22 protein-coding genes are annotated in these 24,912 nt (G+C 48.6%); 13 read left to right on the top strand and 9 right to left on the bottom strand.

Going from position 1 to position 24,912, the window contains the following annotated elements:
- Positions 1-11: 11 nt before the first annotated feature.
- The 3 genes from porK to topA form a co-directional block, all read right to left on the bottom strand.
- Positions 12-1,412: a T9SS ring complex lipoprotein PorK/GldK gene (gene porK, locus ACM9J1_RS11250; RefSeq protein ID WP_415582148.1), complete on the bottom strand. Its 1,401-nt coding sequence runs from the start codon at positions 1,410-1,412 to the stop codon at positions 12-14.
- Between the two features lie 224 nt (positions 1,413-1,636).
- A complete protein-coding gene (locus ACM9J1_RS11255; protein ID WP_415582149.1) occupies positions 1,637-2,788 on the bottom strand; it encodes a formimidoylglutamase in 1,152 nt (383 codons plus the stop codon).
- A 3-nt stretch (positions 2,789-2,791) separates the two neighbouring features.
- Positions 2,792-5,281 carry a type I DNA topoisomerase gene (topA, locus tag ACM9J1_RS11260; RefSeq protein ID WP_415582150.1) on the bottom strand — a complete coding sequence of 830 codons (2,490 nt, stop codon included), beginning with the start codon at positions 5,279-5,281 and terminating at the stop codon, positions 2,792-2,794.
- A gap of 336 nt (positions 5,282-5,617) precedes the next feature.
- Here topA and miaB point away from each other — a divergent pair, with 336 nt between their 5' ends.
- The 7 genes from miaB (at position 5,618) to groL (ending at position 12,671) form a co-directional block, all read left to right on the top strand.
- Positions 5,618-7,069 (top strand): tRNA (N6-isopentenyl adenosine(37)-C2)-methylthiotransferase MiaB, encoded by a 1,452-nt coding sequence (gene miaB / locus ACM9J1_RS11265; protein WP_415582151.1) that lies wholly within the window; start codon positions 5,618-5,620, stop codon positions 7,067-7,069.
- A 218-nt stretch (positions 7,070-7,287) separates the two neighbouring features.
- A complete protein-coding gene (locus tag ACM9J1_RS11270) occupies positions 7,288-8,535 on the top strand; it encodes a sigma-54 interaction domain-containing protein (protein WP_415582152.1) in 1,248 nt (415 codons plus the stop codon).
- 19 nt (positions 8,536-8,554) lie between these two features.
- On the top strand, positions 8,555-9,058 hold the full coding sequence (locus tag ACM9J1_RS11275) for an LptE family protein (RefSeq protein WP_415582153.1): 504 nt from the start codon (positions 8,555-8,557) through the stop codon (positions 9,056-9,058).
- Positions 9,059-9,124: 66 nt separating this feature from the next.
- Positions 9,125-10,234 carry a tetratricopeptide repeat protein gene (locus ACM9J1_RS11280; protein WP_415582154.1) on the top strand — a complete coding sequence of 370 codons (1,110 nt, stop codon included), beginning with the start codon at positions 9,125-9,127 and terminating at the stop codon, positions 10,232-10,234.
- Complete coding sequence (gene secG / locus ACM9J1_RS11285; RefSeq protein WP_415582155.1) at positions 10,234-10,614, top strand: preprotein translocase subunit SecG; 381 nt, start codon at positions 10,234-10,236, stop codon at positions 10,612-10,614. Before ACM9J1_RS11280 ends, secG begins: the two co-directional genes overlap by 1 nt.
- A gap of 137 nt (positions 10,615-10,751) precedes the next feature.
- Complete coding sequence (locus ACM9J1_RS11290) at positions 10,752-11,027, top strand: co-chaperone GroES (protein ID WP_415582156.1); 276 nt, start codon at positions 10,752-10,754, stop codon at positions 11,025-11,027.
- Between the two features lie 12 nt (positions 11,028-11,039).
- A complete protein-coding gene (gene groL / locus ACM9J1_RS11295) occupies positions 11,040-12,671 on the top strand; it encodes a chaperonin GroEL (protein WP_415582157.1) in 1,632 nt (543 codons plus the stop codon).
- Positions 12,672-12,902: 231 nt separating this feature from the next.
- Here groL and ACM9J1_RS11300 read toward each other — a convergent pair whose 3' ends face one another.
- The 6 genes from ACM9J1_RS11300 to xrtF all read right to left on the bottom strand — a co-directional run bounded on the left by ACM9J1_RS11300 (position 12,903) and on the right by xrtF (position 17,644).
- On the bottom strand, positions 12,903-13,589 hold the full coding sequence (locus ACM9J1_RS11300; RefSeq protein WP_415582158.1) for a DedA family protein: 687 nt from the start codon (positions 13,587-13,589) through the stop codon (positions 12,903-12,905).
- A gap of 101 nt (positions 13,590-13,690) precedes the next feature.
- Positions 13,691-14,029 (bottom strand): heavy-metal-associated domain-containing protein, encoded by a 339-nt coding sequence (locus tag ACM9J1_RS11305; RefSeq protein ID WP_415582159.1) that lies wholly within the window; start codon positions 14,027-14,029, stop codon positions 13,691-13,693.
- A 46-nt stretch (positions 14,030-14,075) separates the two neighbouring features.
- On the bottom strand, positions 14,076-16,097 hold the full coding sequence (locus ACM9J1_RS11310; protein ID WP_415582160.1) for a TonB-dependent receptor plug domain-containing protein: 2,022 nt from the start codon (positions 16,095-16,097) through the stop codon (positions 14,076-14,078).
- Between the two features lie 51 nt (positions 16,098-16,148).
- On the bottom strand, positions 16,149-16,565 hold the full coding sequence (locus ACM9J1_RS11315) for an HYC_CC_PP family protein (protein ID WP_415582161.1): 417 nt from the start codon (positions 16,563-16,565) through the stop codon (positions 16,149-16,151).
- Positions 16,566-16,617: 52 nt separating this feature from the next.
- Positions 16,618-17,067: an exosortase F system-associated membrane protein gene (locus ACM9J1_RS11320; RefSeq protein WP_415582162.1), complete on the bottom strand. Its 450-nt coding sequence runs from the start codon at positions 17,065-17,067 to the stop codon at positions 16,618-16,620.
- Positions 17,048-17,644 (bottom strand): exosortase family protein XrtF, encoded by a 597-nt coding sequence (gene xrtF / locus ACM9J1_RS11325; RefSeq protein WP_415582163.1) that lies wholly within the window; start codon positions 17,642-17,644, stop codon positions 17,048-17,050. The genes ACM9J1_RS11320 and xrtF overlap by 20 nt, the downstream gene beginning before the upstream one ends.
- Before the next feature lie 137 nt (positions 17,645-17,781).
- Here xrtF and ACM9J1_RS11330 point away from each other — a divergent pair, with 137 nt between their 5' ends.
- From ACM9J1_RS11330 to ACM9J1_RS11355, 6 genes are all read left to right on the top strand, one after another.
- The gene (locus tag ACM9J1_RS11330) at positions 17,782-18,246 is read left to right on the top strand and encodes a GAF domain-containing protein (protein ID WP_415582164.1); all 465 of its coding nucleotides are present in this window, start codon (positions 17,782-17,784) and stop codon (positions 18,244-18,246) included.
- A 161-nt stretch (positions 18,247-18,407) separates the two neighbouring features.
- Positions 18,408-18,677, top strand: coding sequence for a 30S ribosomal protein S15 (gene rpsO, locus ACM9J1_RS11335; RefSeq protein WP_415582165.1), 270 nt, complete (start codon positions 18,408-18,410; stop codon positions 18,675-18,677).
- A 165-nt stretch (positions 18,678-18,842) separates the two neighbouring features.
- Positions 18,843-21,152 (top strand): polyribonucleotide nucleotidyltransferase, encoded by a 2,310-nt coding sequence (locus tag ACM9J1_RS11340; protein WP_415582166.1) that lies wholly within the window; start codon positions 18,843-18,845, stop codon positions 21,150-21,152.
- 108 nt (positions 21,153-21,260) lie between these two features.
- Positions 21,261-22,565: an Lcl C-terminal domain-containing protein gene (locus ACM9J1_RS11345; protein ID WP_415582167.1), complete on the top strand. Its 1,305-nt coding sequence runs from the start codon at positions 21,261-21,263 to the stop codon at positions 22,563-22,565.
- A 15-nt stretch (positions 22,566-22,580) separates the two neighbouring features.
- The gene (locus tag ACM9J1_RS11350; protein WP_415582168.1) at positions 22,581-23,717 is read left to right on the top strand and encodes an RCC1 domain-containing protein; all 1,137 of its coding nucleotides are present in this window, start codon (positions 22,581-22,583) and stop codon (positions 23,715-23,717) included.
- A gap of 34 nt (positions 23,718-23,751) precedes the next feature.
- Complete coding sequence (locus tag ACM9J1_RS11355) at positions 23,752-24,894, top strand: RCC1 domain-containing protein (protein ID WP_415582169.1); 1,143 nt, start codon at positions 23,752-23,754, stop codon at positions 24,892-24,894.
- Positions 24,895-24,912: the final 18 nt, after the last annotated feature.

Raw genomic sequence — 24,912 nt, forward strand, 5'->3', positions numbered from 1 at the left:
TAGTTAATTTCTTATTTTCTTGGTGCCTTGCCGGTCACTTGCGTGCCCATGTAATCTTGCACCGTACGGAATCCGATATAGCTCCTTGCAGAATCTGCATATTCAAAATCACGCGTGCTCACCTGCAAGAAGTACGACACGTCTTTCCAAGATCCGCCACGGGTTACCTTACGTGCATTTTTCAAGTCGCCCACATTAGGGTTCATTGTTGAGACATATTCGTAAGCGCTGGCATCGTAAGATGAATCTGTCCACTCTGCTACGTTACCGGCCATGTTGTACAGGTTGTATCCGTTTGGCTCGTAAGACTTGGCTTCAACAGTATATAATGCCTGGTCAGCAGCGTAGTCACCACGGTTCGGCTTGAAGTTGGCCAAGAAGCAACCACGGTCATTCTTAGCATACGGACCGCCCCACGGGTAAGTTCCTGATTCGAGGCCGCCGCGCGCAGAATACTCCCATTCTGCTTCAGTTGGCAACCTGAATGAGTTGATCAGGTCACGGCCTTTCTTCTTCGATTTGATGTAAGCATTTTTGTACAATGTCCTCCAGGCGCAAAATGCCTTTGCTTGTTTCCAGTTCACGCCCACAACAGGATATTCTCCGTAAGCTTGGTGCCAGAAATAGTCATTGTGCATTGGTTCGTTGTAAGAATATGCGAAGTCCTTAATCCAAACTGTAGTATCTGGATAAACTGGCTCTTGCTCTGTTCTGATGAATTGACTGCGTTTGCCTTTTTTCGCTTTCGCTGCCGCTTGGATATCCATCCAAGAATAACGGAATTTCAACTTAGCCACATCAATCGTACGCAACCCATTGTAAGATTCAGCGGCCGGCAGATACATCGAGTCCATTACTTCAGTGTAGTATTCGTCTGGATATTTAGATGTCTCTTTGATGAGTTTTACCTTCTTGTTCAGTTTCCTTCCCGCATACGGATCGTCAGCGGTACCAACACTATAGTAATTCTCATACATATATTTGTCGTAAGGCGTCATTTTGGCTGGATCGGCGTCGTTAAAAGCAAAGTCGCCAACGCTTCCCGCTTTTTTACCGCCTTTGCCACCACCTGATGACTGGCCGACTTCGTCCGCGAGGATAGCCAACCTCACACGTATGGTCGAATCCTTTACCCACTCTACGAATTGGCGATACTCACTATTGGTGATTTCAGTCTCATCCATGTAGAAAGACCTCACGGTAACAGTCTTAGTAGGCGCGTCTTGCACGTTGGCCAAATCTTCATCAGATTTACCCATAATGAAGGCACCTCCAGGAACCAAAGTCATCCCATAAGGCTTTTCAGGATGCCACTTTCGTCCTTTCACTCCGACCAATTCACCTTTATCGCTTGAACGGCCGCAGCCCACTAATAAAGCGATAACAGCTGAGAATGCAATGAATTTCTTCATATAAATTTGGGTTATTTGTGTACTCTAAATTTTAAGGGCGTAAACCTATCTAATATTTTTCAAAAAACCAATTATTTGTAATAAAATTTAATCTACTGCCCAAAAGTAGAATTTAATTTCATCACTTGAAAATTTTTTACCGACAAAAAGCAAAAATCATCGACGAAATACACTTTTTTGCAATTTTTGTAAGTTTTTTACCTTACCTTTTGTCGATAAAATATTTATAAACAATTCTTGCGTTGTGCTTTCCACCATCTTTCAGGGATTTCCTGATTGCAGGCGGCCAAATACTCCTCATAAGAACATGGTAACAACGTATTTTTTTTCAGTTTATTATGGCCCGTTGCAATATGTGGAATTTCAATCCACCAACGATCCGATTTGTTGCTTTTATAGAACACCAATTCCTCATCTTCGGAAGGAACGATATACTTTAAATAATGTTCGCGGCTGCCAAACGGATACTCTTCTGAACGGTAATGATAGCCTTCGATAAAATACCAAACGACCTGCGCCGCCAACACCGCTTCCTGCGCGTTGCTATTGTGGTTGAAAACGCCCAAAAGTGTTACTTTATCGCTAATACCCGCATACCTGGCAAGCGCGCAAATCTCTTTGCCATCAAACCCGTTAGGCATAAATGTAGCAAAATTTCCTGAGTCTGCAGATTTTACCGATGTTAAATCTACGCTTACCACATCGGCGTCGCGTAAAACTGGTTCCGCCAAAGCGATGTTGTTGGAAATCTCTCCCAAACGATACGCGTCGAAAAACAACTTTTCGATCAAGTCTATTTCCTCTTGTGAATTGAAGTAGGTTTGGTAGCCGATGTTCGTGAAATTGAAAAGATTATTCGGCTCATCAACGATGATTTTGGTCATGTAGGAACTGGCGGTCAATGCGTCCTGTTCTTTACCGAAATCAAAACGGCTGTCAATGGACACCAAATTGACCATTTGATCCATCTTGTCATAGGCGCGATACAAGGCATAGGTTAAGTCCTGCGAACCGCCGATGACAATCGGGATGATGCTCTTGCGCAACAACGCGGCCACGACTTCACGCAGTGCAAATGCCGTATCGTCAACGGAATTTCCGGCATCGATATCGCCCAAATCGGCAATAGACGCATTCCAGTTTCCGGGATACAAACCGTACAATTCGCGACGGATAGGGGTCAAATCAACCGCTTCAAGGTAGTTGCCCATCCCCCGGTTTTCCAATACGCCAACGATGGCGATCTTCACCTTGTCCAAATCCGGAAAATCCTGATCGGTGTGAAAAACGACTTTACTGCCCAGGTGTTGCGAGGTCAAGCCGTGAATGTAACGCATCAGGTCGGCATCCACGGGTTGTAGGAAATCAAATACCATGGCTTACTTCTTTTTTGCGGTTGTTTTTGTGCCTTTCTTGGCCGGTTTGGCCGGCGCTTTTTTCTCGATGAGTTCTTTCACTTGTTCGAGCGTGAGTTGCGTGGCGTCTACATCTTTAGACAATTCAATCTTGATTTTGCCTTTGATGATCTGAGATTTCCCCCAGCGGCCTTTTTCCACGACAATGCCTTCTTCTTTCCAATCGTGGATGACTTTGTCGATGTTCTTTTGGAGTTTGTCTTCGATCAATTCCGCCACATCGGCTTCAGACAAACTATTGAAATTATACTTCTTGCTGACGTTGATGAAAATGTTGTTCCATTTGATGAACGGCCCGAAACGTCCGGTTCCTTTCTGTACCGGCATGCCTTGATACGTCGCAATCGGCGCATCGGCTTGTACTTTCTCATCAATCAACTCCTGAGCGCGAACCATCGTTACATCCAACGGCTCTTCGCCTTTCGGAAGCGAAATGAACGTTTTGCCGAAGCGGACATAAGGGCCAAACCGACCATTGTTCACTTCAACTTCTTCACCTTTATAGGTGCCGAGGTTTTTCGGAAGCAGGAACAGATTCAAGGCTTCTTCTAGGCTGATGTTTCCGATGTTTTGGTCCGGACGAAGGCTCGCAAATTGTTTGTTGTCATCGTCCGCATCGCCAATCTGCGCCATAGGGCCGAATTTGCCCAAACGAACGCTCACTGGTTTTCCTGATTTCGGATCCTGACCCAAAATACGTTCGCCGCTTTCGCGTTCAGCGGTCTGCTCCACTTCTTTCACATTCGGGTGGAATTTATCGTAGAATTCCTGCATCATTTTCGCCCAGTTGCGGTTGCCTTCCGCGATTTCGTCGAAATCCTGCTCCACTTTCGCCGTGAAATTATAATCGAGAATGCTTTTGAAATTCTTCACTAAAAAATCGGTCACAATGGTGCCGATGTCGGTCGGAACGAGCTTGCCCTTATCCGAACCCGTATTTTCAGTCAAGGTTTTCTCGGCGATTTTGCCCGATTGCAACGTCAACTGCGTGTATTTTCTTTCCTGTCCGTCGAGGTTTCCTTTCTCGACATAATTGCGCCCGATGATGGTTGAAATCGTTGGCGCGTACGTCGATGGCCGTCCGATACCCAACTCCTCCAGTTTCTTTACCAGCGAGGCTTCCGTATACCGCGATGCCGGACGCGAATACCTTTCGGTTGCGACAATGCTCATGTTCTGCAAAGATTCGCCTACTTTCAAAGCCGGCAACATGCCCTCTTGTTCTTCGTCCTCATCGTCGCTGCCTTCGAGATAGACTTTCAGGAAACCTTCGAAAAGCAACACTTCACCGCTGGCCACAAAATGTTCTTTATGGTTGCTGGCTTCTATGTTTACATTGGTACGCTCCAATTCTGCATCGCTCATTTGCGAGGCCAACGTACGCTTCCAGATCAGATCATACAATCTCGCCTGATCGCGCTCGCCCGTAATAGTGTGGCGCGACATATCAGTCGGTCGGATGGCTTCGTGCGCTTCCTGTGCGCCTTTACTTTTGGTTGTGAAGTTGCGCGGCCTGGAAAATTCCTTTCCGTACGACGCAATGATTTCGGCGGCCGCGGCGGTCATCGCTTCCTGGGAAAGGTTGACGCTGTCGGTACGCATATAGGTAATCAAACCGGCTTCATATAGTTTTTGCGCGACCTGCATCGTAATGCCTACCGGCAAATACAATTTACGCGCGGCTTCCTGCTGCAAGGTCGAGGTCGTAAACGGCGGCGCAGGCGATTTCTTCGCGGGCTTGGTTTCGAGGTCAGCTACTTTATAGGAAGCACCGATATTTTGTTGCAGGAACTGCTCGGCTTCCTGACGTGTCACGAAGTTTTTGGGCAATTTTGCCTTGACGGTCTTTCCGGCTTCGTTGGTAAATTCGGCGTTCACCGAATAACTGGCCACCGGCTTGAACTGTTGGATGTCGCGTTCGCGCTCCACAATCAAACGCACGGCTACTGACTGGACACGACCGGCCGATAATCCGCCTTTTACTTTTCGCCACAGCACCGGCGACAATTCGTAACCCACCAAACGATCCAATACGCGTCGTGCTTGTTGGGCGTTTACCAAGTCGTAATTGATCCCGCGTGGGTTTTCAATGGCTTTCTGAATGGCAGTCTTCGTAATCTCGTGGAAAACGATGCGCTTGGTTTTGTCCTTATCGAGTTTCAACTCTTCCGCCAAATGCCAAGAAATGGCTTCTCCTTCGCGGTCTTCATCGGAAGCCAGCCAAACCATTTCAGCTTTTTTCGACAAATCCTTGAGCTTTTTGACCAGCGCTTTCTTATCCGGCGACACTTCGTAGGTCGGCTTGAAACCGTTGTCTACATCCACCCCGATTTCCTTGGAAGGCAAATCGGCAATATGCCCGTAGCTGGATTCTACCTGGAAGTCGTTGCCGAGAAATTTTTCGATGGTCTTGGCCTTGGCCGGCGACTCCACAATCACTAAATTCTTTGCCATAGTCAGTCGAGTTATTGAGGTCTTGTTATCGCGAAAACGGGTTAGTTTACCCTTGGTCACGTGGCGCAAAAGTAGACGAAAAATTTAAAATGCAACTTTTTTTATTGTGCGGCCAGATTTTTCTGCACTATATATTAAGGTAAAACGTCTGGGCAACTGCTGGCGTAAACCCCAAAGGTTTTGAAAACCTTTGGGGTTTCCACAACCCAAACCTACCCGTTTCCACGCACCCCATTTTACGGTTTACCCACATAAAATCAAAAGGAATGTTAAACCAAACCTGACATCTTGTCACTTTGTCTTAAGTTTGTATCTTTGAGGTCCGAAAAATAAGGCATGGAAAAAACGATTGAAGAAGGCAAACAAGGCGAAGCGCTCGTCTTGGAACAAAATCCCGAAAACAAAAAGAAGCTATTCATCGAAAGCTATGGCTGTTCAATGAACTTTTCCGATAGTGAAGTGGTCGCGTCTATCCTATCGGGCAACGGCTACAATACGACGCAAGTCTTGGAGGAAGCCGATTTGGTTTTGGTAAACACCTGTTCCATCCGCGACAAAGCCGAACAAACCGTCCGAAAACGCCTCGAAAAATACCAATCGGTCAAGCGCAAACACAACCCGACCATGAAGGTTGGCGTATTGGGTTGCATGGCTGAACGTCTCAAAGACAAATTCTTGGAAGAAGAAAAAATCGTGGATTTGGTGGTGGGCCCGGATGCCTATAAAGACTTGCCCAATCTCTTAAAAGAAGTCGAAGCCGGGCACGACGCCATCAACGTAATCTTGTCCAAGGAAGAAACCTACGGCGATATTGCCCCGGTTCGCCTGCAAAGCAACGGTGTGTCGGCTTTCGTTTCCATCACGCGTGGTTGCGACAACATGTGTACGTTCTGCGTGGTGCCATTTACCCGCGGGCGCGAACGCAGCCGGGAACCGCAAAGCATCATGGCCGAAATTGCCGAGTTGCACAACAACGGTTACAAAGAAGTTACGCTGCTTGGCCAAAACGTGGACAGCTATTTATGGTACGGCGGCGGATTGAAGAAAGACTTCATCAAAGCGTCTGACATGCAAAAAGCCACAGCCGTCGATTTTGCGCAATTGCTCGAAATGGTCGCCATGGCGTTCCCAAAGATGCGCATTCGTTTTTCGACTTCGAACCCACAAGATATGCACGAAGAAGTTTTGCACGTCATCGCCAAATACCCGAACGTCTGCAAACACATCCATTTACCTGTGCAGTCGGGCTCAAACCGCATGCTCGTTGAAATGAACCGCCAGCACACCCGCGAGGAATACATGAAATTGATTGACAGGATATACGAAATCGTGCCGGGTTGTGCCATTACGCAAGACATGATCGCCGGCTTCCCGACCGAAACCGAAGAAGACCACCAGGATTCACTGAGCCTGATGGATTACGTAAAATATGACTTCGGTTACATGTACGCCTATTCCGAAAGACCGGGCACACTCGCCGCGCGCAAGATGGCCGACGATGTTCCGGAAGAAACCAAAATCCGCCGGTTGATGGAGATTGTCGAAAGGCAGCGCGAACACAGCCTGTTCCGAAGTAAAGAATACGTCGGTCAAGTCGTGGAAGTGCTCATCGACAAAACGTCCAAGAAGTCTGAAAACGATTGGTCGGGCCGCAACACGCAAAACGTGACTGTGGTTTTCCCGCGCGAAAATTACCAGATGGGCCAGTTCGTCAACGTCCTGATTACAGACTGCACCAGCGGCACGCTCATCGGGAAAGCGATCGGGCTGTCTGAAATGAATAGCTAATAATTAATAATTGGGCGTTGCGGCGAATTGATACCCGTCGTAAAAACCCGACAACATATCGCCGCCGGGCTTTCCGCTGCAATCTTTTCGCGGCTCTCGATACGCTTCGCACTCGAGCGCGCCAAAAAGGATTTCCGCTGCAATCCCTAACGCAAACAACCAACTAAAAACCGTCAATGGTCTAAATCTTTTGACCTTTGACTTTCGATTTTTGACTCATGGAAAGTGTACAAGCCATCAAACAGCGCTTCGAGATCATCGGCAACGACCCGAAACTCAACCGCGCCATAGAAAAAGCCATCCAGGTTGCCCCGACGGACATTTCGGTTTTGGTGCAAGGCGAAAGTGGCGTCGGTAAAGAAGCCATCCCTAAAATCATCCATTCGCTCTCGCACCGCAAACACGGGAAATACATTGCCGTAAACTGCGGCGCAATCCCTGAAGGCACGATAGACAGTGAGTTGTTCGGGCACGAAAAAGGCGCGTTCACCGGCGCGACCAATACGCGCGAAGGCTATTTTGAAGTGGCCGATGGCGGCACGATTTTCCTCGATGAAGTCGGTGAATTGCCGCTCACTACGCAGGTTCGCTTGCTGCGCGTGCTCGAAAACGGCGAGTTCATCAAAGTTGGGTCGTCGCAGGTGCAAAAAACCAATGTGCGCATCGTGGCGGCCACCAACGTAAACATGTTCGACGCCATCGAAAAAGGAAAATTCCGCGAAGATTTGTACTATCGTTTGAGTACGGTCGACATCCATTTGCCGGCGCTTCGCGAACGCAAGGACGACATCCATTTGCTGTTCCGCAAGTTTGCATCAGACTTCGCCCACAAATACAAAATGCCGCCCATCAAACTCAACGATCCAGCCGTCGATTTCCTACAGCGTTACCGTTGGAGCGGCAACATCCGACAGTTGCGCAACGTCGCCGAACAGATTTCCGTCCTGGAAACCAACCGAGACATTACGCTTCCGGTTTTGCAATCATACCTGCCGGTGGAAGGCACAAATTTACCGTCGGTCGTCACCAACAAAAAGAGCGACAGTGATTTCTCGACCGAACGCGACATCTTATATAAGGTATTGTTCGACATGAAAAGTGATTTGAACGACCTCAAGAAACTCACCCTGGAGCTGATGCAGAACGGCAGCGTCAAGGTGCAACAAGACAACCAGCCGCTCATCCAGAAAATTTACGGCCGCGATCAGGACATCGTCGATTTCGAGGAACACCAGCCACAAACCACGATCATGGCCGGCGCACCGCAACATTTCGAGCCGCGCCATGACGACTATACTTTTGCGGAAACCGTCGAGGAAGAAGAAATCCTGAAACTCGAACAAAAAGAACTGGAAATGATCAAGAAAGCGCTCGACAAGAACAAAGGCAAACGCAAAGCCGCGGCCGACGAGTTGGGCATTTCCGAGCGTACTTTATACCGGAAAATCAAGCAATTCGATTTGTAACAAAAGGCTATATTTGGACATGAAAAAAATCAAGTTGCTCTTGGCCTTATTTGCACTCGTGTTGGCTTCGGGTTGTGGTGTGTATAACTTCACCGGCGCGAAACCTATCGACGCCAAAACGTTTCAGGTCAATTACTTCCAGAACAACGCCGAATTGATTGAACCGGGCATTGAGCGCACGTTCACCCAAAGGTTGCAAAACCTCATCCAGGACCAAACCACGCTGAGCCTGACCGATACCGGCGGCGATTTGGTGTACGAAGGCGAAATCACCGACTTCCGCATCAGCCCAATGACCGCAACAGCAGACCAGCGCGCGGCGCAAAACCGCCTCACCGTTCGCGTAAACGTACGGTTTACGAACAAGAACAAAGAAGCCGACAATTTCGAGAAGTCGTTCTCCTTTTTTTACGATTATCCGGCCGCAGAACAACTCATCGGCGGACGGCTTACCGATGCGCTCGACGTAATTTTCGAAAGGATTACACAAGACGTCTTCAACGAGTCGTTGGCCAAATGGTAATTTAATCTGCGCGCGGCGTTTCTTTTGGTGAATTTTGATTAATTTGCCGCTCTTAATTTTCAAGACTTGAATTCAGCCGAATATACTTTCCTGCTCAGCCATCCGGATGCCGTCGATGAACGCGCCACCGATGCATTGGAAAAAATCATTACTGAATTCCCTTATTTCCAGAGTGCACGCGCGCTTCGGCTAAAAGGCCTGTACAACCAGAACAGCTTCCAGTACAATTACGCGCTCAAGGTCACGGCGGCCTATACCACAGACCGCAGCGTACTTTTCGATTTCATCACTTCGGACACTTTTACGGCGATTGCAAAAACCGACTACGAAGCGAAACAGTCCGGCGTAGAAGCCTTGCCTTCCTCAGAATTCGTTGCTGCGCCAACTGAAACCGTTGAAACCGAAAACCTGGCAGAAGTCGATTTGGCCAAACAGTCTATTCTGACCTCCATCCGCGAGGCCGAGCAAGTTGAAAAACCGGCAGTTGACGAAGTCGTTGAAAAAACCGACGCTACCGAGGAAATCAATCCGGAAGAATTCGGCCCAATCGGGGAAGAACCGCAATTCCTGCCGGAAGCCATCGCACCGGTGGAATTCGCGCCAGTTGCCGTTCCGGAAATCGCTATGGCCGAAACCGACGAACCGATGGTTGAAAGTCAGGATATCGAAGCAGAAATTCAGCCCGACACGATTGCGCACGAAGCCGAAGAAGTCGCAGCCGAAATAACGTCAAGCGAAACAAAACTTGAGATCGGGAAACCGTTGGAATTTTCCAAAGACGAAACACATTCCTTCGCCGAATGGCTGCAACTCTCCAAGTTCCAGCCTATCGTGCGCGACGAATCTCCGGCAGAAAACACCGTCGCCATTGAAGAAAAGACCGAGGAAAAGACGGAAGAGAAAATCTCCAAGGACGCATTGATTGACCGTTTCATCGAGGCCAACCCGAAAATGCCGAAGATCAACCCTGAAGCCGCACCGGTCGCGATTGAACAAAAAGACGACCATACGGCCTTGATGACTGAGACTTTAGCCCGGGTATATTTGGAACAACGCAAGTATCAGAAAGCCATTCAGGCGTATGAAATTTTAATTTTGAAATATCCGGAAAAAAGTAGTTTCTTTGCAGACCGAATTTCGGAGATAAAGCTTTTACAACAAAATAATATATTGTAATGAATACATTTTCAGTTTTCCTGGTCTTGATTACCATCGTATGTTTCTTGTTGATCGTTGTGATCATGGTACAAAATCCAAAAGGCGGCGGTTTGTCGTCAAGCCTGGGCGGAACACAAATGATGGGCGGCGTACAAAAGACCACCGACTTCCTCGACAAAAGCACTTGGACTTTGGCTACCATCCTGATTGCGCTGATCATGTTGTCAAGCCTTAGCTTTACCGGTTCATTGTCTGACCAAAACAAAGTAATGCAGGAAATCGAAGCTGCTCCGGCCACTCCGGCTCCAACAGCAACGACTCCGGCTCCGGCCACTGCAACACCTGCACCGGCAACTGAAACTGCCCCGGCAAACACACCGGCGCCAGCACAACAATAATACGGTATAAATCCGTCAGAATGCCAGCCCGAAAGTGCTGGCATTTTTTTTAGCTGACAATTTTTCAGCATTCGCCGGGCGGCACAATTTTCGTCTGGCGCGCACCGCAAAAAATAACCTTAAAAATATCATTCATTATGGCAGTAAACATCAAACCACTTTCAGACCGGGTTCTGATTGAGCCCGCAGCCGCCGAGACACAAACGGCATCAGGCATTTTCATCCCCGACACGGCAAAGGAAAAACCGCAGAAAGGAACCGTTATCGCCGTAGGCAACGGCAAGAAAGACCACAACATGACCGTTAAAGTCGGCGACACGGTCTTGTACGGTAAGTACGCGGGCACCGAGCTGAAGTTCGACGGCAAGGACTACCTGATCATGAGAGAGGACGATATTTTTGCAATCATCTAAATAATTCAAAACATGGCAAAAGAAATCATATTCGACATTGAAGCGCGCGACGGTCTCAAACGCGGCGTTGATGCATTGGCAAATGCGGTAAAAGTAACCCTTGGCCCGAAAGGCAGGAATGTCATCATCGGGAAATCTTTCGGCGGCCCGAACGTGACCAAAGATGGCGTTACCGTGGCGAAGGAAATCGAATTGAAAGACGCGCTCGAAAACATGGGCGCGCAAATGGTCAAGGAAGTAGCTTCCAAAACCAACGATTTGGCCGGCGACGGAACCACCACGGCTACGGTCCTCGCGCAAGCCATCGTTAAAGAAGGCTTGAAAAACGTAGCGGCCGGCGCCAACCCGATGGACTTGAAACGCGGCATCGACAAAGCTGTGGAAGCCATCGTTATCGATTTGAAAAACCAGTCCAAGGAAGTCGGTAGTTCTTCCGAAAAAATAAAGCAAGTCGCGTCGATTTCGGCCAACAACGACGAAGTGATTGGCGATTTGATTGCGACGGCTTTCGGTAAAGTCGGCAAGGAAGGCGTCATTACAGTGGAAGAAGCCAAAGGTACCGATACTTTCGTGGACGTTGTGGAAGGCATGCAGTTCGACCGCGGTTATTTGTCGCCGTATTTCGTGACAAATCCGGAAAAAATGGAAGCCGAATTGGACAACCCGTACATTTTGTTGTATGACAAAAAAGTGTCGTCGCTCAAGGAATTGCTTCCGGTATTGGAACCCGTGGCACAGTCGGGCAAACCACTGTTGATCATCGCAGAAGATGTTGACGGCGAAGCGTTGTCAACCCTCGTGGTGAACAAACTCCGCGGCGCGTTGAAAATCGCGGCCGTGAAAGCGCCAGGGTTCGGTGACCGTAGAAAAGCACTATTGGAAGATATCGCCATTTTGACCGGCGGCACCGTGATTTCAGAAGAACGCGGTTACACACTCGAAAATGCTACGCTTGACATGCTGGGCACGGCCAAACGTGTTACCATCGACAAAGACAACACGACCGTGGTTAGCGGTGCGGGCGATACCGAAATGATCAAGAACCGCGTGGGCCAGATCAAGGCGCAGATGGAAACCACAACCTCTGACTATGACCGCGAAAAATTGCAGGAACGTTTGGCGAAATTGGCCGGTGGCGTAGCGGTGTTGTATGTTGGCGCTGCTTCCGAAGTGGAAATGAAAGAGAAGAAAGACCGCGTGGACGACGCCTTGCATGCCACACGTGCTGCTGTTGAAGAAGGCATCGTAGCCGGTGGCGGCGTAGCGTTGCTCCGGGCGAAAGGCGTCTTGAAAGACATCAAGGCCGACAATGCCGACGAAGCAACCGGAATCCAAATCGTATCGCGCGCGGTAGAAGCGCCGTTGCGTACCATTGTGGAAAATGCCGGATTGGAAGGATCTGTGGTCGTAGCAAAAGTAGCCGAAGGTAAAAATGCATTCGGTTACAACGCCAAAACCGATGAATATGTTGACATGCTTAAGGCAGGCATCATCGATCCTAAAAAAGTAACCCGCGTGGCGTTGGAAAATGCGGCATCGGTTGCAGGCATGATCCTGACCACGGAGTGCGCGCTTGTGGACATCAAGGAAGAAAACGCCGGCGGCGGAATGCCAATGGGCGGCGGAATGCCGGGAATGATGTAAATTCCCGTCCGTAATTTATATAAAACGGAACGCTTCGGTGTTCCGTTTTTTTTTACATTGTCAGTAATCTCCGTTTCTTACAAGGCGGATGAAGTAATGGGAAATGTGGTCAGCAGCCAAGGCGGAAGAAAATAGGATTAATCGTTAGACACCTAAGCAAATTGATTTCAGAACTGCGGACCATTGTATTGCCATAAAAAAATCCGGAACAATGTCCGGATTTTCCTAAACTTATTCTTCAGTCTTGGGTTTCTGTCGCTTGGCGAACTTCAACACGACCGGAATCATCGTAATGGCGATTAGACCAATGATGATATATTCTATATAATGCTTCATGTCTATGTTGTATTTCGAGAGCAAAAAGCCATACATGTAATGCCCCGCGAAAATCAGGCTGAACGACCATGCGATGGAACTGACGACATTGTAGAACATGAATTTCTTTTTGTCCATTTGGGCGATGCCGGCCACAATCGGGGCAAACGTCCTGAAAATGGGCAGGAAACGCGAGAAAATGATTGCGCGGCCACCGTGTCTTTCAAAGAAGTCGTGTGATTGCACCAAGTATTTTTTCTTGAACCAGAAACTGTCTTCGCGGTTGTAGAGATAGTAGCCGCTTTTCGCACCGAACCAGTAACCTGCCGTATTGCCCAAAATCCCTGAAACGGCCACCAACGACGAAAGCAATGTCACGTTCACGAAATCGCTCGGGATGGACACCACATTCTCAACCAGTGTGCGGCTGTAAATTCCAGCCAGGAACAATAGGCTGTCGCCGGGAAGAAAGAAACCTGCAAAAAGACCGGTCTCGGCAAACACGATAAAAAGGACCACGAAAAGACCTATTTGAACACCGCCAACGTCTAACGTAATGTAGAATTCGGGGTTTAGCAAATCGGTCCAATGAAATTGCTCCATAAGGGATTTTTTGAGTAACAGCCCGTGAAAGTAAGCATAATTTACCGCAACCGCAATTTATTTGGACGACTTTAAAAGTTTGTTAACCGAAACCGATATTTTTAGTTGCGCTCGTATTTACAACAGTGGTGAAGGTTGTTGTAATCGTCGTCGGTGGCTTTCACTTCATCGGTATCATGCCCAACCTTTGCAATGGCTTTCTTCACATCCAGCAACGAGGTTTTTTCTTCGTTGATGATCAAATGCAGTACGTGATCGTCCATATGCCACACCGCCGATTTCACGCCCGATACCGAAAAAGCCGCCTTTTCAATGCGTTTCTTGCATTGCTCGCAGTTGCCGTTCACTTCAATGTCGTACTTCGCATTCTTGTTTTTTTTCTCCTGCGCCAGTGTTGTCACCGATACGAGCAACATGACGACAATAATTAAATTTCTCATATTCTTATTTTCTTTGTTCTTGCTTCTTTCAGCGAAGCGGTCTTTTCTATCTAATCTTAAATCTCAATCCCGCATAAAACATCTGACCGAACACCGGCGCATACACGATCGAACTGTCGAACGTCGTCCCGAATGGGTTTTCTGCGCCCAGAATAGCCTTGTCCTGCCTGTAATTCCCGATATTCTCTCCGCCGATGTATACTTCCAGATAAGACGTAAACGTGCGCGTGACCTGGGCATTGATCAACGAAAACGGCGACGAATAATCCGGTAGTCTGTCTTCGGCGCGGTTTCCGGCCGTACTAGGTAAACGCTGTTTTCCCATCCAATTGTATGTCAGGTCAAAACGCCACTGTTTGCCGTGTTCACCGATGTGCGTCGCATACTCGAGATTCGTGAAAAACCGATGCTTGGCCTGCAGCGGGCGCTCGAACGTGCCGCTGCTGTAATCGGTTTGGATGTCGTAATATTTGTACGCCGTCCGGACGTTGAAATGCTTAACGACTTCGATGTTGAAATCGAGCTGCAGGCTGTTGGCGTACGACTTTCCGTTGAGATTGTAGAACGCCACCTGTTGCGACCCGGCGAACCAATCCACGACGGCTTGGTTCTGGAAATCGGTGCGGTAAAAATCCAGCGTCACATCGGCCGATTTCCCGAAAAGCAAAAAGCCCTGCGACAAGCTCACGCCGTAATTCCACGCGATTTCAGGATCGAGTCCGTAAAGTTTGCCTTCGGTATCCAAAATATTGAACACACGTGATGTTGCAAACAACTGCTGGTTTTCCGCGAAGATATTCGCCAATCGTTTCCCGCGTCCGGCAGAAAACCGGATTACACCTTTATCCCAAGGGTTGTATCGCACATGCAAACGCGGTGTAAAGAACGCGCCCAATCTGTTGTGGTTGTCCATGCGTGCGCCAGCTACGAGGCTGAAATCATCGGTGTTGTCATAGGTGTATTCGAAAAAGGCGCCGATGGCATTGTCAATCCGGTCAAACGTACGGTCGATATTGGGCACGCGCACGAATTCGTCGTATTTGTCATAGGTGAAATTGATTCCTGCGGCGAACTTGTGCATCGTGTTGCTGATGATGGAATTGAAGATCAGGTTTGAATAATAACTCGCCTGCCGGATGTCATATTGGTTCAGCCCGAAATAAGACTGCTGGTCGTGCACGCTGAAGGCATTCTGGAAACCGATACTCTGGTAAGGCATGTCCGGGAAAACATACCCGAGTTTGGTGGCCAAGTCAAACCGCTGTGTCTTGATTTCAGAACCCCAATGATTCGCGGTCAAGCGGTCTGTGTCCGGGTTGAAATGTTCCTCGCCGGTCTGCTTCGCGTCGTTCATGTAACGCGCCGTGATGAAACTCACCCAGCCTTTCCCGGGATTGTTATACTGCCAGCGATTCATCACGTTGAATTGTTGCCCAATCGGGTTGTCCAGGAAGTGGTCATGGTTCATGTCGTTCTTTGCCACACGCGCGTTGGAATGGACGAAAAGCGAACTCGACCATTTTTCCGAAAACTTTCGGTTCGCGTGTACATTCGCCTCGAAACGCGCGTCGGTAGAACCGTAAAGATTGACGAAAAACGGAATGTCGGAGAGCGGTTTGATGAGTTCGGTATTGATTTGCCCGGAAATACTCTCGAAGCCATTCACGACCGGGCCGGCGCCTTTGGTCACTTGGATGCTTTCCACCCAGGTTCCGGGCGTAAACGACATGCCATACGCCTGCGACGCGCCACGGACGGCCGGAATGTTTTCCTCAGTAATCATCAGGTACGGGCTGGTCAAACCGAGCATCTTGATTTGCTTGGTTCCGGTGAGCGCATCCGGGAAATTCACGTCGATCGACGGATTGGTCTCGAAGGCTTCGGCCAAATTACAACACGCCGCCTTGAGCAATTCCGCGCTGGTCATGGTGGTAGTGTTTGTGGTCACTCGAAGCGATTTCTTCAGCCCGCGTTTGGCCTTCTCGATGGTCACACCTTTGAGGGTATCCTGAGAAAACCCGGCAACCGACCACAACAATAAAAAAACTATTGAAAGGTATTTTTGCATAATTGATTCTAATGTTCAACAATAATTCAGGTCGAATATTGGAACATCGAATCAGGCGTAGAAAATGTACTGGTGGTAAAGCTTGAACAGTGGCGGTGCGTTGGCATCGCAGTAATAGCTGGGAAGTTGTTGGGTTTTGACCGCCGAGACGCAGGTAAATTTAACCAGCTCAAAAACCGGCAAAACAAATGGCGTAAACCCATTTTCGGAAGCTTTGACGATGACGTCGAGCGCTTTTCCCTTAAGATTGAGTTTTTTGTCTGAGCAACACTTCTTGTGGTTGGTTTCGGCCTTTTTCGCACAGCAACCTTTTTCGGCAACGGCTTCAGGTGCCGAACAAGTTTCTTTATCGCTGAACCCCGATGAAACCGATGCTATCTTCCCGCCGCAATAATGTACGGTCATGGCAACTCCCGCGTTGGAAACCAACACAAGCAGGGCAACAACGACAGCGGTTATTTTGCTCATTTTCATCGGCACAAAAATATCGAATTTTTATTTGAATGGTCTTTAAGGAATGTTATTTTTTCGCCGATGTGCGTTGCTGAAAGTAAAAAGCCGGCACGAAAAGCAACAGGAAAATAGGTTGGATCAAGAACCTGCGGATGTAAAACAATTGCATTTTGTCGTCCGGTAAAAACGCCATCGACGCAAAAAAAGCGGTCAACAAAATCACAAAGAACAACACGTATAACAGCGCGGTAAAACGCACGAGGCTTTGGCTTTTGAAGATCAAAAAGATGATGCCTACCGACAACAGCGCATTGGCCGTATAACGGAACGTTAACCCTAGGCCGAGTTTGGCCAAGTCCATCTCGGGCCACGGCAATGCGGTAAAATCCGCTTTGTAGTAGTCCAGCAACGGGTCGTAAAACAATGTTTCTTCCAGCGCGCGCACCATCACGAGCAATCCTACCATCGCCAAAACGCCCAGCAAACGCCATTTATGGTCAAGGAGATTTCTGAGCATGATTTGAAAATTTATTGACCCAAACAACCCAAAGCAAGAATACGACACTGTAAATGATCAGCGGAAACAACACGCCGTGCAGGAAGTGTTCGTTTTCGGGAAAATGATAAATCAGGACGCAGAGCAACGCAATCCGGAAAACATTCAGGATGTGGATGACGGCGCTTCCGGCCAGTATGAACCATATGGTATGTTTGAGCCGGCCCGCAAAGGCGATGACGAAGGCTGCGAACAGAATCATCACACTCACGGCGTTGCAACCTTCGATGATCCGCGCCACGTACTTGCCTTCAAAATAAAGCCGCATACTGGGTTGCGACGGATGCCGATTGAGCCCGGCGTCGCCAAAAAGCTGCAGCACCCATCGCGATTGTTTCCCGACCGATTGTGTAATGTCGTCCACGTCGTGCTGATTGGCATCGAAGCCAGACAAATACCATTGGTAAACAACCGTCGCCAACAGATAGGTCAGGAAAAACTTCCCTAAGAACAATAGGAACGGACGGTATTTTTTGACGTAGTTTTCCAAGAATGAAGCGCGGCAATTGAAATAATTCCACGGCTCGAATATAATCAAGATTATTCTTATGAGAGGATTTTCACGCTTTTTAGTCTTTCGAACAATCACACCATAGAACGATCGAATTACCGACATTTAACAAAGCTATATCACTTTCTGCGACACAATCGGCTACCTTTGTAAAAAAATTCGCCATGACTTTTGAAGAACTCAAGCCAAAAGTAACCGATATCATTACCGATGTGCGTACGCTCCGCGAGGAAAAGCTGCAGAAAATCTGTCACCTGCTACACGACAACGTTGACTATTACGACTGGGTCGGGTTTTATTTCCGCAACGGCGACAAAGAAGAATTGGTCATCGGGCCGTATGTGGGCGAATATACCGAGCATACCGTCATCCCGTTCGGGAAAGGCATCTGCGGACAAGTGGCCGTTTCCAATAAAAACTTTGTCGTTCCGGACGTGTCGGCGCAGGACAACTACATCGCCTGCAGCATGACGGTCAAATCTGAAATCGTCGTTCCGCTTTTCGTAGATGGGAAAAACATCGGCCAGATCGACATCGACTCCGAAGTGCTAGATGCTTTCAACGAAGCCGACGAGCGTTTTCTGGAATACGTAAACCAGCAGGTTGCAAAGCTTTTTACAGAAAAATAATTGGTTCAACGTTTAAGGTTCAAAGTTCAAGGTTAGTATTTGCGCTAATTTTGAACTTTGAACTTTAAATTTAAATCCCTTGCGCTTTCAAAATAAAAATGTACTTTTGCACCCGTATCCGAAAATCGGATCTACATAATAATCATTTTAATAATATTAGCATGTATTTGACTAAAGAAGTAAAAGAGCAGATTTTTGCCAAGCACGGTGGATCGGCTACGAACACAGGATCGGCAGAAGGCCAGATTGCGCTGTTCACACACAGGATCTCACACCTGACAGAGCACTTGAAAAAGAACCGTCATGACTTCAACACCGAGCGTTCGCTTGTACTGTTGGTAGGTAAAAGAAGGTCATTGCTCGACTACCTGAAAAAGAAAGACATCAACAGGTATCGTGAAATCATCAAGGAACTGAATATCAGAAAATAATTCAGAGAAAAGAGGTGCCCGCGCGCCTCTTTTTGTTTTATAAATATTGAAAAAAATAATTTCCCTAGGGGAAGTTTAGTCGAGAAAAAGTTTGGTTTTTCATTGGGTCACAACAACTACAACAAAACAACACAACTACCCATTGTTTAATCAAGAAAAGGATTTATGATTCCACAAGTTTACAAAGAGGTTATCGATTTGGGAGATGGACGAAGCATCTCAATCGAAACCGGAAAATTAGCGAAACAAGCCGACGGTTCGGTAGTGGTTCGCATGGGCGACTGTATGTTGCTCGGAACAGTAGTATCGGCACGCAAAGCCAGCCCGGGTGTTGACTTTTTGCCGCTCACGGTAGATTACCGCGAGAAATTTGCCGCCGCAGGACGTTTCCCGGGCGGATTCTTCAAAAGGGAAGCGCGCCCGTCAGACAAAGAAGTCCTGACGATGCGTTTGGTGGACCGCGTATTGCGCCCATTGTTCCCGGATGATTACCACGCCGAAACGCAGGTCATGATCCAGCTGATGTCGCACGATGACAACATCATGCCCGATGCTTTGGCCGGCTTGGCTGCATCGACTGCATTGGCGCTGTCTGACATTCCGTTTGAAACATTGATTTCGGAAGTCCGCGTGGGCCGCATCAACGGTGAATTCATCATCAACCCAAGCATGGCGCAATTGGAAGAGTCAGACATCGACATGATGATTGGCGCTTCTGAAGATTCCATCGCGATGGTGGAAGGTGAAATGAAAGAGATTTCGGAAGAGGAAATGGTTGAAGCCATCAAATTTGCGCACGAAGCCATCAAGGTTCAGATCGCTGCACAGAAGAGATTGCAAGCGGCTTTCGGTAAGAAGGAAATCCGCGAATATGACCAAGACCGCAACGACGATGACATCAAAGCAAAAGTTTTCGAACTGACTTATAGTCGTTATTATGACGTAGCGAAAGAAGCATCGGCGAAACACGAAAGGTCTGAAAAATTCGCTGCCATCAAGGAAGAAGTCATGGCGTCGTTTACCGAAGAAGAATTGCTTGAAAACGGCGATTTGATCTCCAGGTATTTGTACAAGTCGCAAAAAGAAGCCGTACGCAATGTCATCCTCGATTTGGGCATTCGTCTCGACGGCCGTAAAACGACTGACATCCGCCCAATCTGGTGCGAAGTGGATTATTTGCCATCGGTTCACGGTTCTGCATTGTTTACGCGTGGCGAAACCCAGGCGTTGGCTACCGTAACACTCGGAACTTCCCGCGAGGCGAACATCATCGACGCACCGTCTGAACAAGGCGAAGAGCGTTTCTACCTGCACTACAATTTCCCGCCATTCTCAACTGGTGAAGCGCGTCCGTTACGCGGCACGTCACGTCGTGAGGTTGGCCACGGAAACTTGGCGCAACGCGCACTCAAAAACATGATTTCCCCAGAAAACCCATATACAGTCCGTATCGTGTCTGAAGTCTTGGAATCAAATGGTTCGTCTTCGATGGCGACCGTTTGCGCCGGAACACTCGCACTCATGGATGCGGGCGTGAAAATGCTCAAGCCGGTTTCCGGTATTGCGATGGGATTGATTTCTGACGAGAAGACCGGCCGTTGGGCGGTATTGTCGGACATTTTGGGCGACGAAGATCACCTCGGCGACATGGACTTCAAAGTAACCGGTACGGCCGATGGTATTACCGCTTGCCAGATGGACATCAAGATCGATGGTTTGAATTATGACATCATGGTTCAGGCGCTTAAGCAAGCACGCGACGGCCGTTTGCACATTTTGGGCAAGCTGGTTGAAGTACAACCTGCGGTCCGTCCTGACGTGAAAGTCTTCGCTCCGAAAATCATCATGTCTGAAATCCCAAGCGACCTCATCGGCGCGTTCATCGGACCAGGCGGAAAAGTCATTCAGGAATTGCAGAAGAACTCAGGAACGACCATCGTCGTCAATGAAGCCGACGGAAAAGGCATCATCGAAATCTTGGGCACATCACCTGAAGGCATCGACATGGTATTGAAGAAAATCGACTCGCTCGTATTCAAACCGCAAATCGGTGAGACTTACAAAGTGAAAGTCATCAAGATTATGGATTTCGGTGCCGTCGTAGAATATATGGACGCTCCTGGCGCAGAAATTTTGCTCCACGTCTCTGAACTTTCTTGGGAACGCACAGAAAACGTTACCGATGTCGTGAACTTGGGCGATGAAATCAACGTCAAATACATGGGCATTGATCCGAAGACGAAAAAAGAGCGCGTCTCCATGAAAGCACTTTTGCCACGTCCGCCAAGGGATGAGAATGCACCGCGTCCTGAAAGGCGTGATGGTGACCGTCGGGACGGACGCCGTGATGACCGACGTGACGGACGTCGTGATGACCGCCGCCGCGATGAACGACCGCGTGAACACCGCGAACCACGTGAAGACCGTGAGCCGCGCGAACCACGCAACGAGAACAACGAAGAATCACAAGGTTAATTCATATTTGATTCATAGAAACCCCAGTTAACGCTGGGGTTTTTTATTTTTCCACTTTTTGAGGCAACCTTTTTTTCCTTGGCAGACTATAGGGTAAAACGACTCGAGATGGGAAATAATTGCTATCCAATCAAACTGCTGCTGTTCCTGCTGACTTTGGGATTCAGTGGCTGCACAGACCTAGACGACAACTTGGAAGTGGCACGCGCCCAAGACGTCATCACCAAAGATTCAGAACTCTTCAATTTGATTGAGCGCGTCACGACCGATACCGACGACCCATTGCAGGATGTGGTTTGTATCGACTTTATTTATCCGGTCAATGTAAAACTATACGATGAGGATTTGATTGCCATCGGAAGCGTCACTTTGTGGAGCGATGATGAATTCAGCCAATTCCTGGGCGCCATCTCGCCCACGCAGGCGCTGTCCATCAGCTACCCCATTTCGACCACGCTTTCGGACGGCTCAACGTTTAGCGTCAACAACAATTCAGAGTTGAAATTGGCCATAGACAACTGCAGCCGTGAAGACATCGTATCCTACTGCGGTTCGGTTTTCGAGAGCGGGCTCAGCGCAGATGGCAGTCCCGATTGCGTATGGCGTGTAGATTACGCCGAAAATTACGACAACCAATATGTGGGCGGCGTATTCCAGATCAATCCTGACAATACTTTGGTGTTCACCTACCGCGGCGAAGAATATCCCGGCAACTGGATCTTTGAATTCGTGGCCGATCAACTCCACATCAACATCAACCTAGAAGGCACGTCGGAAGTGGCTGTCTATTGGAATATTGACCGCCGCATGGCCATCTGGCAAGACCGGATCGATATCGCCACCGAACCCAAACACATCCTGCTTAGACGCCATTGTCAGGATTCCGGAACCTATGAACTGGGCGATGTTGGCCCGGCGGGCGGTATCGTGTTCTTCGACAAAGGTTTCTACAGCGACGGCTGGCGTTACATGGAAGCCGCGCCAGAAGATCTATTCGCTTTCGAATGGGGTTGCGCGTCATCCGAAGTTGGAAATACAACCGCAGAACTTGGTACGGGATTAACCAATTCCGGTAGGGTTACCTTCTTCCACGACAACCTTGCCGACTATTACAACAATCCTTCAGTATGCAACGCAGCGAATAACGGAACCGTAGCCGCACAAAAGGCGTCAGTATATACTTTGAACGGCTTTGACGATTGGTTTCTGCCATCGCAGGTTGAATTGGCCTTGATGCACGCAAATTTGCATCTGCTGGGCTTCGGGAATTTCGCCAACGCGGCCTACTGGAGTTCAACCGAAGCCGATGCCGGAAATGCACAGACTGTTGATTTCGCCACCGGAACTGCGGCACCATCACCCAAAATTCAGATTGTAAACACCGTCTATACGAGAGTAATTAGGTATTTTTAAAAACACAACAGACTTATGAAAACCAACTACACCATTTTGCTCCTGACGTTCATGCTCCTGCTCATCGGTTGTTCCTCAAGCGACGACGCACCGCAGCCCGAACCCTTGTATTGGCAAAAAATTACCACCGGCCAACGCCATGCGCTGGCGCTTCGTTCGGATGGAACGCTTTGGGCTTGGGGCTGGAATGCCTTCGGCCAGTTGGGCGACGGGACCGAAATAGACCGCGTCTCTCCAGTGCAAGTGGGCACAGATAACGATTGGAAAGATATTTATGCTGGTTCATATCACTCCATGGCGATCAAGACCAACGGTATGCTTTGGGGCTGGGGCAACAACAATGGACTTCAGGTGGGCAATAACAGCAATGCAGACCAACCTACACCTGTGCAAATAGGGAACGCGACTTGGGAAAACCTGGCACTCGGTGATTTATTCAGTATCGGGCTCCAAACCAACGGAACGCTTTGGGGTTGGGGTGCCAACTTCTGGGGAATGCTGGGCTTGGGCGAAGAAATTGACGGTTGTGCCGTGCCCACGCAGATCGGCACAGCAAACGATTGGATAGACATTGGCGTGGGAAGCCACCACACGCTCGCAAAAAAAGCGAATGGAAATCTTTGGGGCTGGGGATTTAATATTGAAGGACCACTATTGAGCATGCCGTACGACTTCGTTTACGAGCCCATACAGGTCACCAGCGCAGCGATGCATAATTGGAAAATGTTGGCTGGCGGCACCCATTCCATCGCCATGAAAACCAATGGTAAAATCTACGGATGGGGCACGAATATCTGGGGAGAAATAGGCAGTTCGGACATCGACGAGGTTCGCGTTCCGATGATGCAAATCGGGAATGACACCTGGACCATGATAGATGCTGCCGTTTATGTCTCTGCAGGAATCAAATCGGACGGGACGCTTTGGATCTGGGGATCGAACCAACAAGGGCAGCTCGGGCTATTGGGCCAGGATTACTATACGGTTCCCACACAATTACTCCCTGGAAATAACTGGGTCGCTGTTTCCGTTGGCGATGCGCACGGATTGGCCCTTAATGCCGACCACGAGCTTTGGGGCTGGGGACATCCCGGACCAATGATCAATGCGCCCGGACAGACGACACCCGTGTTGATTCCGTGCCCGCAATAATTTTTTCTATATTACGAATTCAAAATAAATGGCCATGAGAAATCTAGTAAAACTACTGCCTTTTTTCGCATTGATGTTTTTTGGTTGTTCGTCAGACGAAACCAATTCGCCAGATCCAGAACCGGAAGCCCTATATTGGAAAGAAGTCTATCCAGGCTGGCAACATACCACAGCCATGCGATCGGATGGAACGCTTTGGGGTTGGGGGCAAAACTATTGGGGACAACTCGGCGTTGGTTCGACAACTCCCGCAGAATTTCACACTCCTATTCAAATCAGCACCGATACTGACTGGAACAAAGTCGCAGTAGGCACGGCGCACACACTCGCAATCAAATCTAACGGAACACTTTGGGGTTGGGGCATCAATTCAAACGGTGAATTGGGCGACGGCACTGGTGTCGCAAAATATACTCCGACGCAGATCGGCACTGAAAACGATTGGGCGGCTGTTTCGGCAGGCAACGGTCATTCGATGGCGCTTAAAAGCGATGGCTCTTTATGGGTTTGGGGCGGTAATTCGCATGGACAAATAGGTTACGGAGAAATCGACGACGAAGTACTTTCGCCGCAACAAGTCGGAACAGATACGGATTGGGTAAAAATTAAAGCGGGCGAAGTCGCATCGCTGGCCCTGAAAAGCGACGGTTCGTTATGGCTATGGGGTGCAAAACCCGGAACGGCGATTCAGTTGATGGTACCAACACAGGTCGGAAGCGATTCATCCTGGAACAGTTTCTCAATCGGAAGCAATAGTTTAATTGCCGTCAAATCAACTGGCGTCCGTTGGGGAATCGGTCACAATTATTCGTTGGGCGCAGGTGAAGGCGACATTCATTCCACGCTTACCCAAATCGGAACAGATTCGGGTTGGCAACAAATCAGTTCGGGCAATTGGCATAAGATAGGGTTAAAAACCGACGGAACTATTTGGACATGGGGTGAAAACAGCGATAGTCAGCTTGGCAATGGTGCTAGCGAAGATAGTGGATTTCCGGTTCAAATTGGCATCGGCAGTACGTGGGATTATATCGCGACGGCGCCGATGGGTCGGCATTCAGTGGCTCGGAAAACCGATAAAACTTTATGGGCGTTCGGATGGAATTTAGCAGGTCAACTTGGTAACGGAACCGAAACAAACAGCAACGTTCCCGTTTTAATCCCATGTCCGCAATAAAAGCCAGATAAACAATTC

This window comes from Flavobacterium longum (assembly GCF_965137575.1).
In the GTDB taxonomy this organism is placed as follows: domain Bacteria; phylum Bacteroidota; class Bacteroidia; order Flavobacteriales; family Flavobacteriaceae; genus Flavobacterium; species Flavobacterium longum.

Excerpts from the sequence above, each read along its gene's own strand:
- porK (WP_415582148.1), bottom strand. The coding sequence starts at position 1,412 with ATGAAGAAATTCATTGCATTCTCAGCTGTTATCGCTTTATTAGTGGGC.
- ACM9J1_RS11255 (WP_415582149.1), bottom strand. The coding sequence starts at position 2,788 with ATGGTATTTGATTTCCTACAACCCGTGGATGCCGACCTGATGCGTTAC.
- topA (WP_415582150.1), bottom strand. The coding sequence starts at position 5,281 with ATGGCAAAGAATTTAGTGATTGTGGAGTCGCCGGCCAAGGCCAAGACC.
- miaB (WP_415582151.1), top strand. The coding sequence starts at position 5,618 with ATGGAAAAAACGATTGAAGAAGGCAAACAAGGCGAAGCGCTCGTCTTG.
- ACM9J1_RS11270 (WP_415582152.1), top strand. The coding sequence starts at position 7,288 with ATGGAAAGTGTACAAGCCATCAAACAGCGCTTCGAGATCATCGGCAAC.
- ACM9J1_RS11275 (WP_415582153.1), top strand. The coding sequence starts at position 8,555 with ATGAAAAAAATCAAGTTGCTCTTGGCCTTATTTGCACTCGTGTTGGCT.
- secG (WP_415582155.1), top strand. The coding sequence starts at position 10,234 with ATGAATACATTTTCAGTTTTCCTGGTCTTGATTACCATCGTATGTTTC.
- ACM9J1_RS11290 (WP_415582156.1), top strand. The coding sequence starts at position 10,752 with ATGGCAGTAAACATCAAACCACTTTCAGACCGGGTTCTGATTGAGCCC.
- groL (WP_415582157.1), top strand. The coding sequence starts at position 11,040 with ATGGCAAAAGAAATCATATTCGACATTGAAGCGCGCGACGGTCTCAAA.
- ACM9J1_RS11300 (WP_415582158.1), bottom strand. The coding sequence starts at position 13,589 with ATGGAGCAATTTCATTGGACCGATTTGCTAAACCCCGAATTCTACATT.
- ACM9J1_RS11305 (WP_415582159.1), bottom strand. The coding sequence starts at position 14,029 with ATGAGAAATTTAATTATTGTCGTCATGTTGCTCGTATCGGTGACAACA.
- ACM9J1_RS11310 (WP_415582160.1), bottom strand. The coding sequence starts at position 16,097 with ATGCAAAAATACCTTTCAATAGTTTTTTTATTGTTGTGGTCGGTTGCC.
- ACM9J1_RS11315 (WP_415582161.1), bottom strand. The coding sequence starts at position 16,565 with ATGAGCAAAATAACCGCTGTCGTTGTTGCCCTGCTTGTGTTGGTTTCC.
- ACM9J1_RS11320 (WP_415582162.1), bottom strand. The coding sequence starts at position 17,067 with ATGCTCAGAAATCTCCTTGACCATAAATGGCGTTTGCTGGGCGTTTTG.
- ACM9J1_RS11330 (WP_415582164.1), top strand. The coding sequence starts at position 17,782 with ATGACTTTTGAAGAACTCAAGCCAAAAGTAACCGATATCATTACCGAT.
- rpsO (WP_415582165.1), top strand. The coding sequence starts at position 18,408 with ATGTATTTGACTAAAGAAGTAAAAGAGCAGATTTTTGCCAAGCACGGT.
- ACM9J1_RS11340 (WP_415582166.1), top strand. The coding sequence starts at position 18,843 with ATGATTCCACAAGTTTACAAAGAGGTTATCGATTTGGGAGATGGACGA.
- ACM9J1_RS11345 (WP_415582167.1), top strand. The coding sequence starts at position 21,261 with ATGGGAAATAATTGCTATCCAATCAAACTGCTGCTGTTCCTGCTGACT.
- ACM9J1_RS11350 (WP_415582168.1), top strand. The coding sequence starts at position 22,581 with ATGAAAACCAACTACACCATTTTGCTCCTGACGTTCATGCTCCTGCTC.
- ACM9J1_RS11355 (WP_415582169.1), top strand. The coding sequence starts at position 23,752 with ATGAGAAATCTAGTAAAACTACTGCCTTTTTTCGCATTGATGTTTTTT.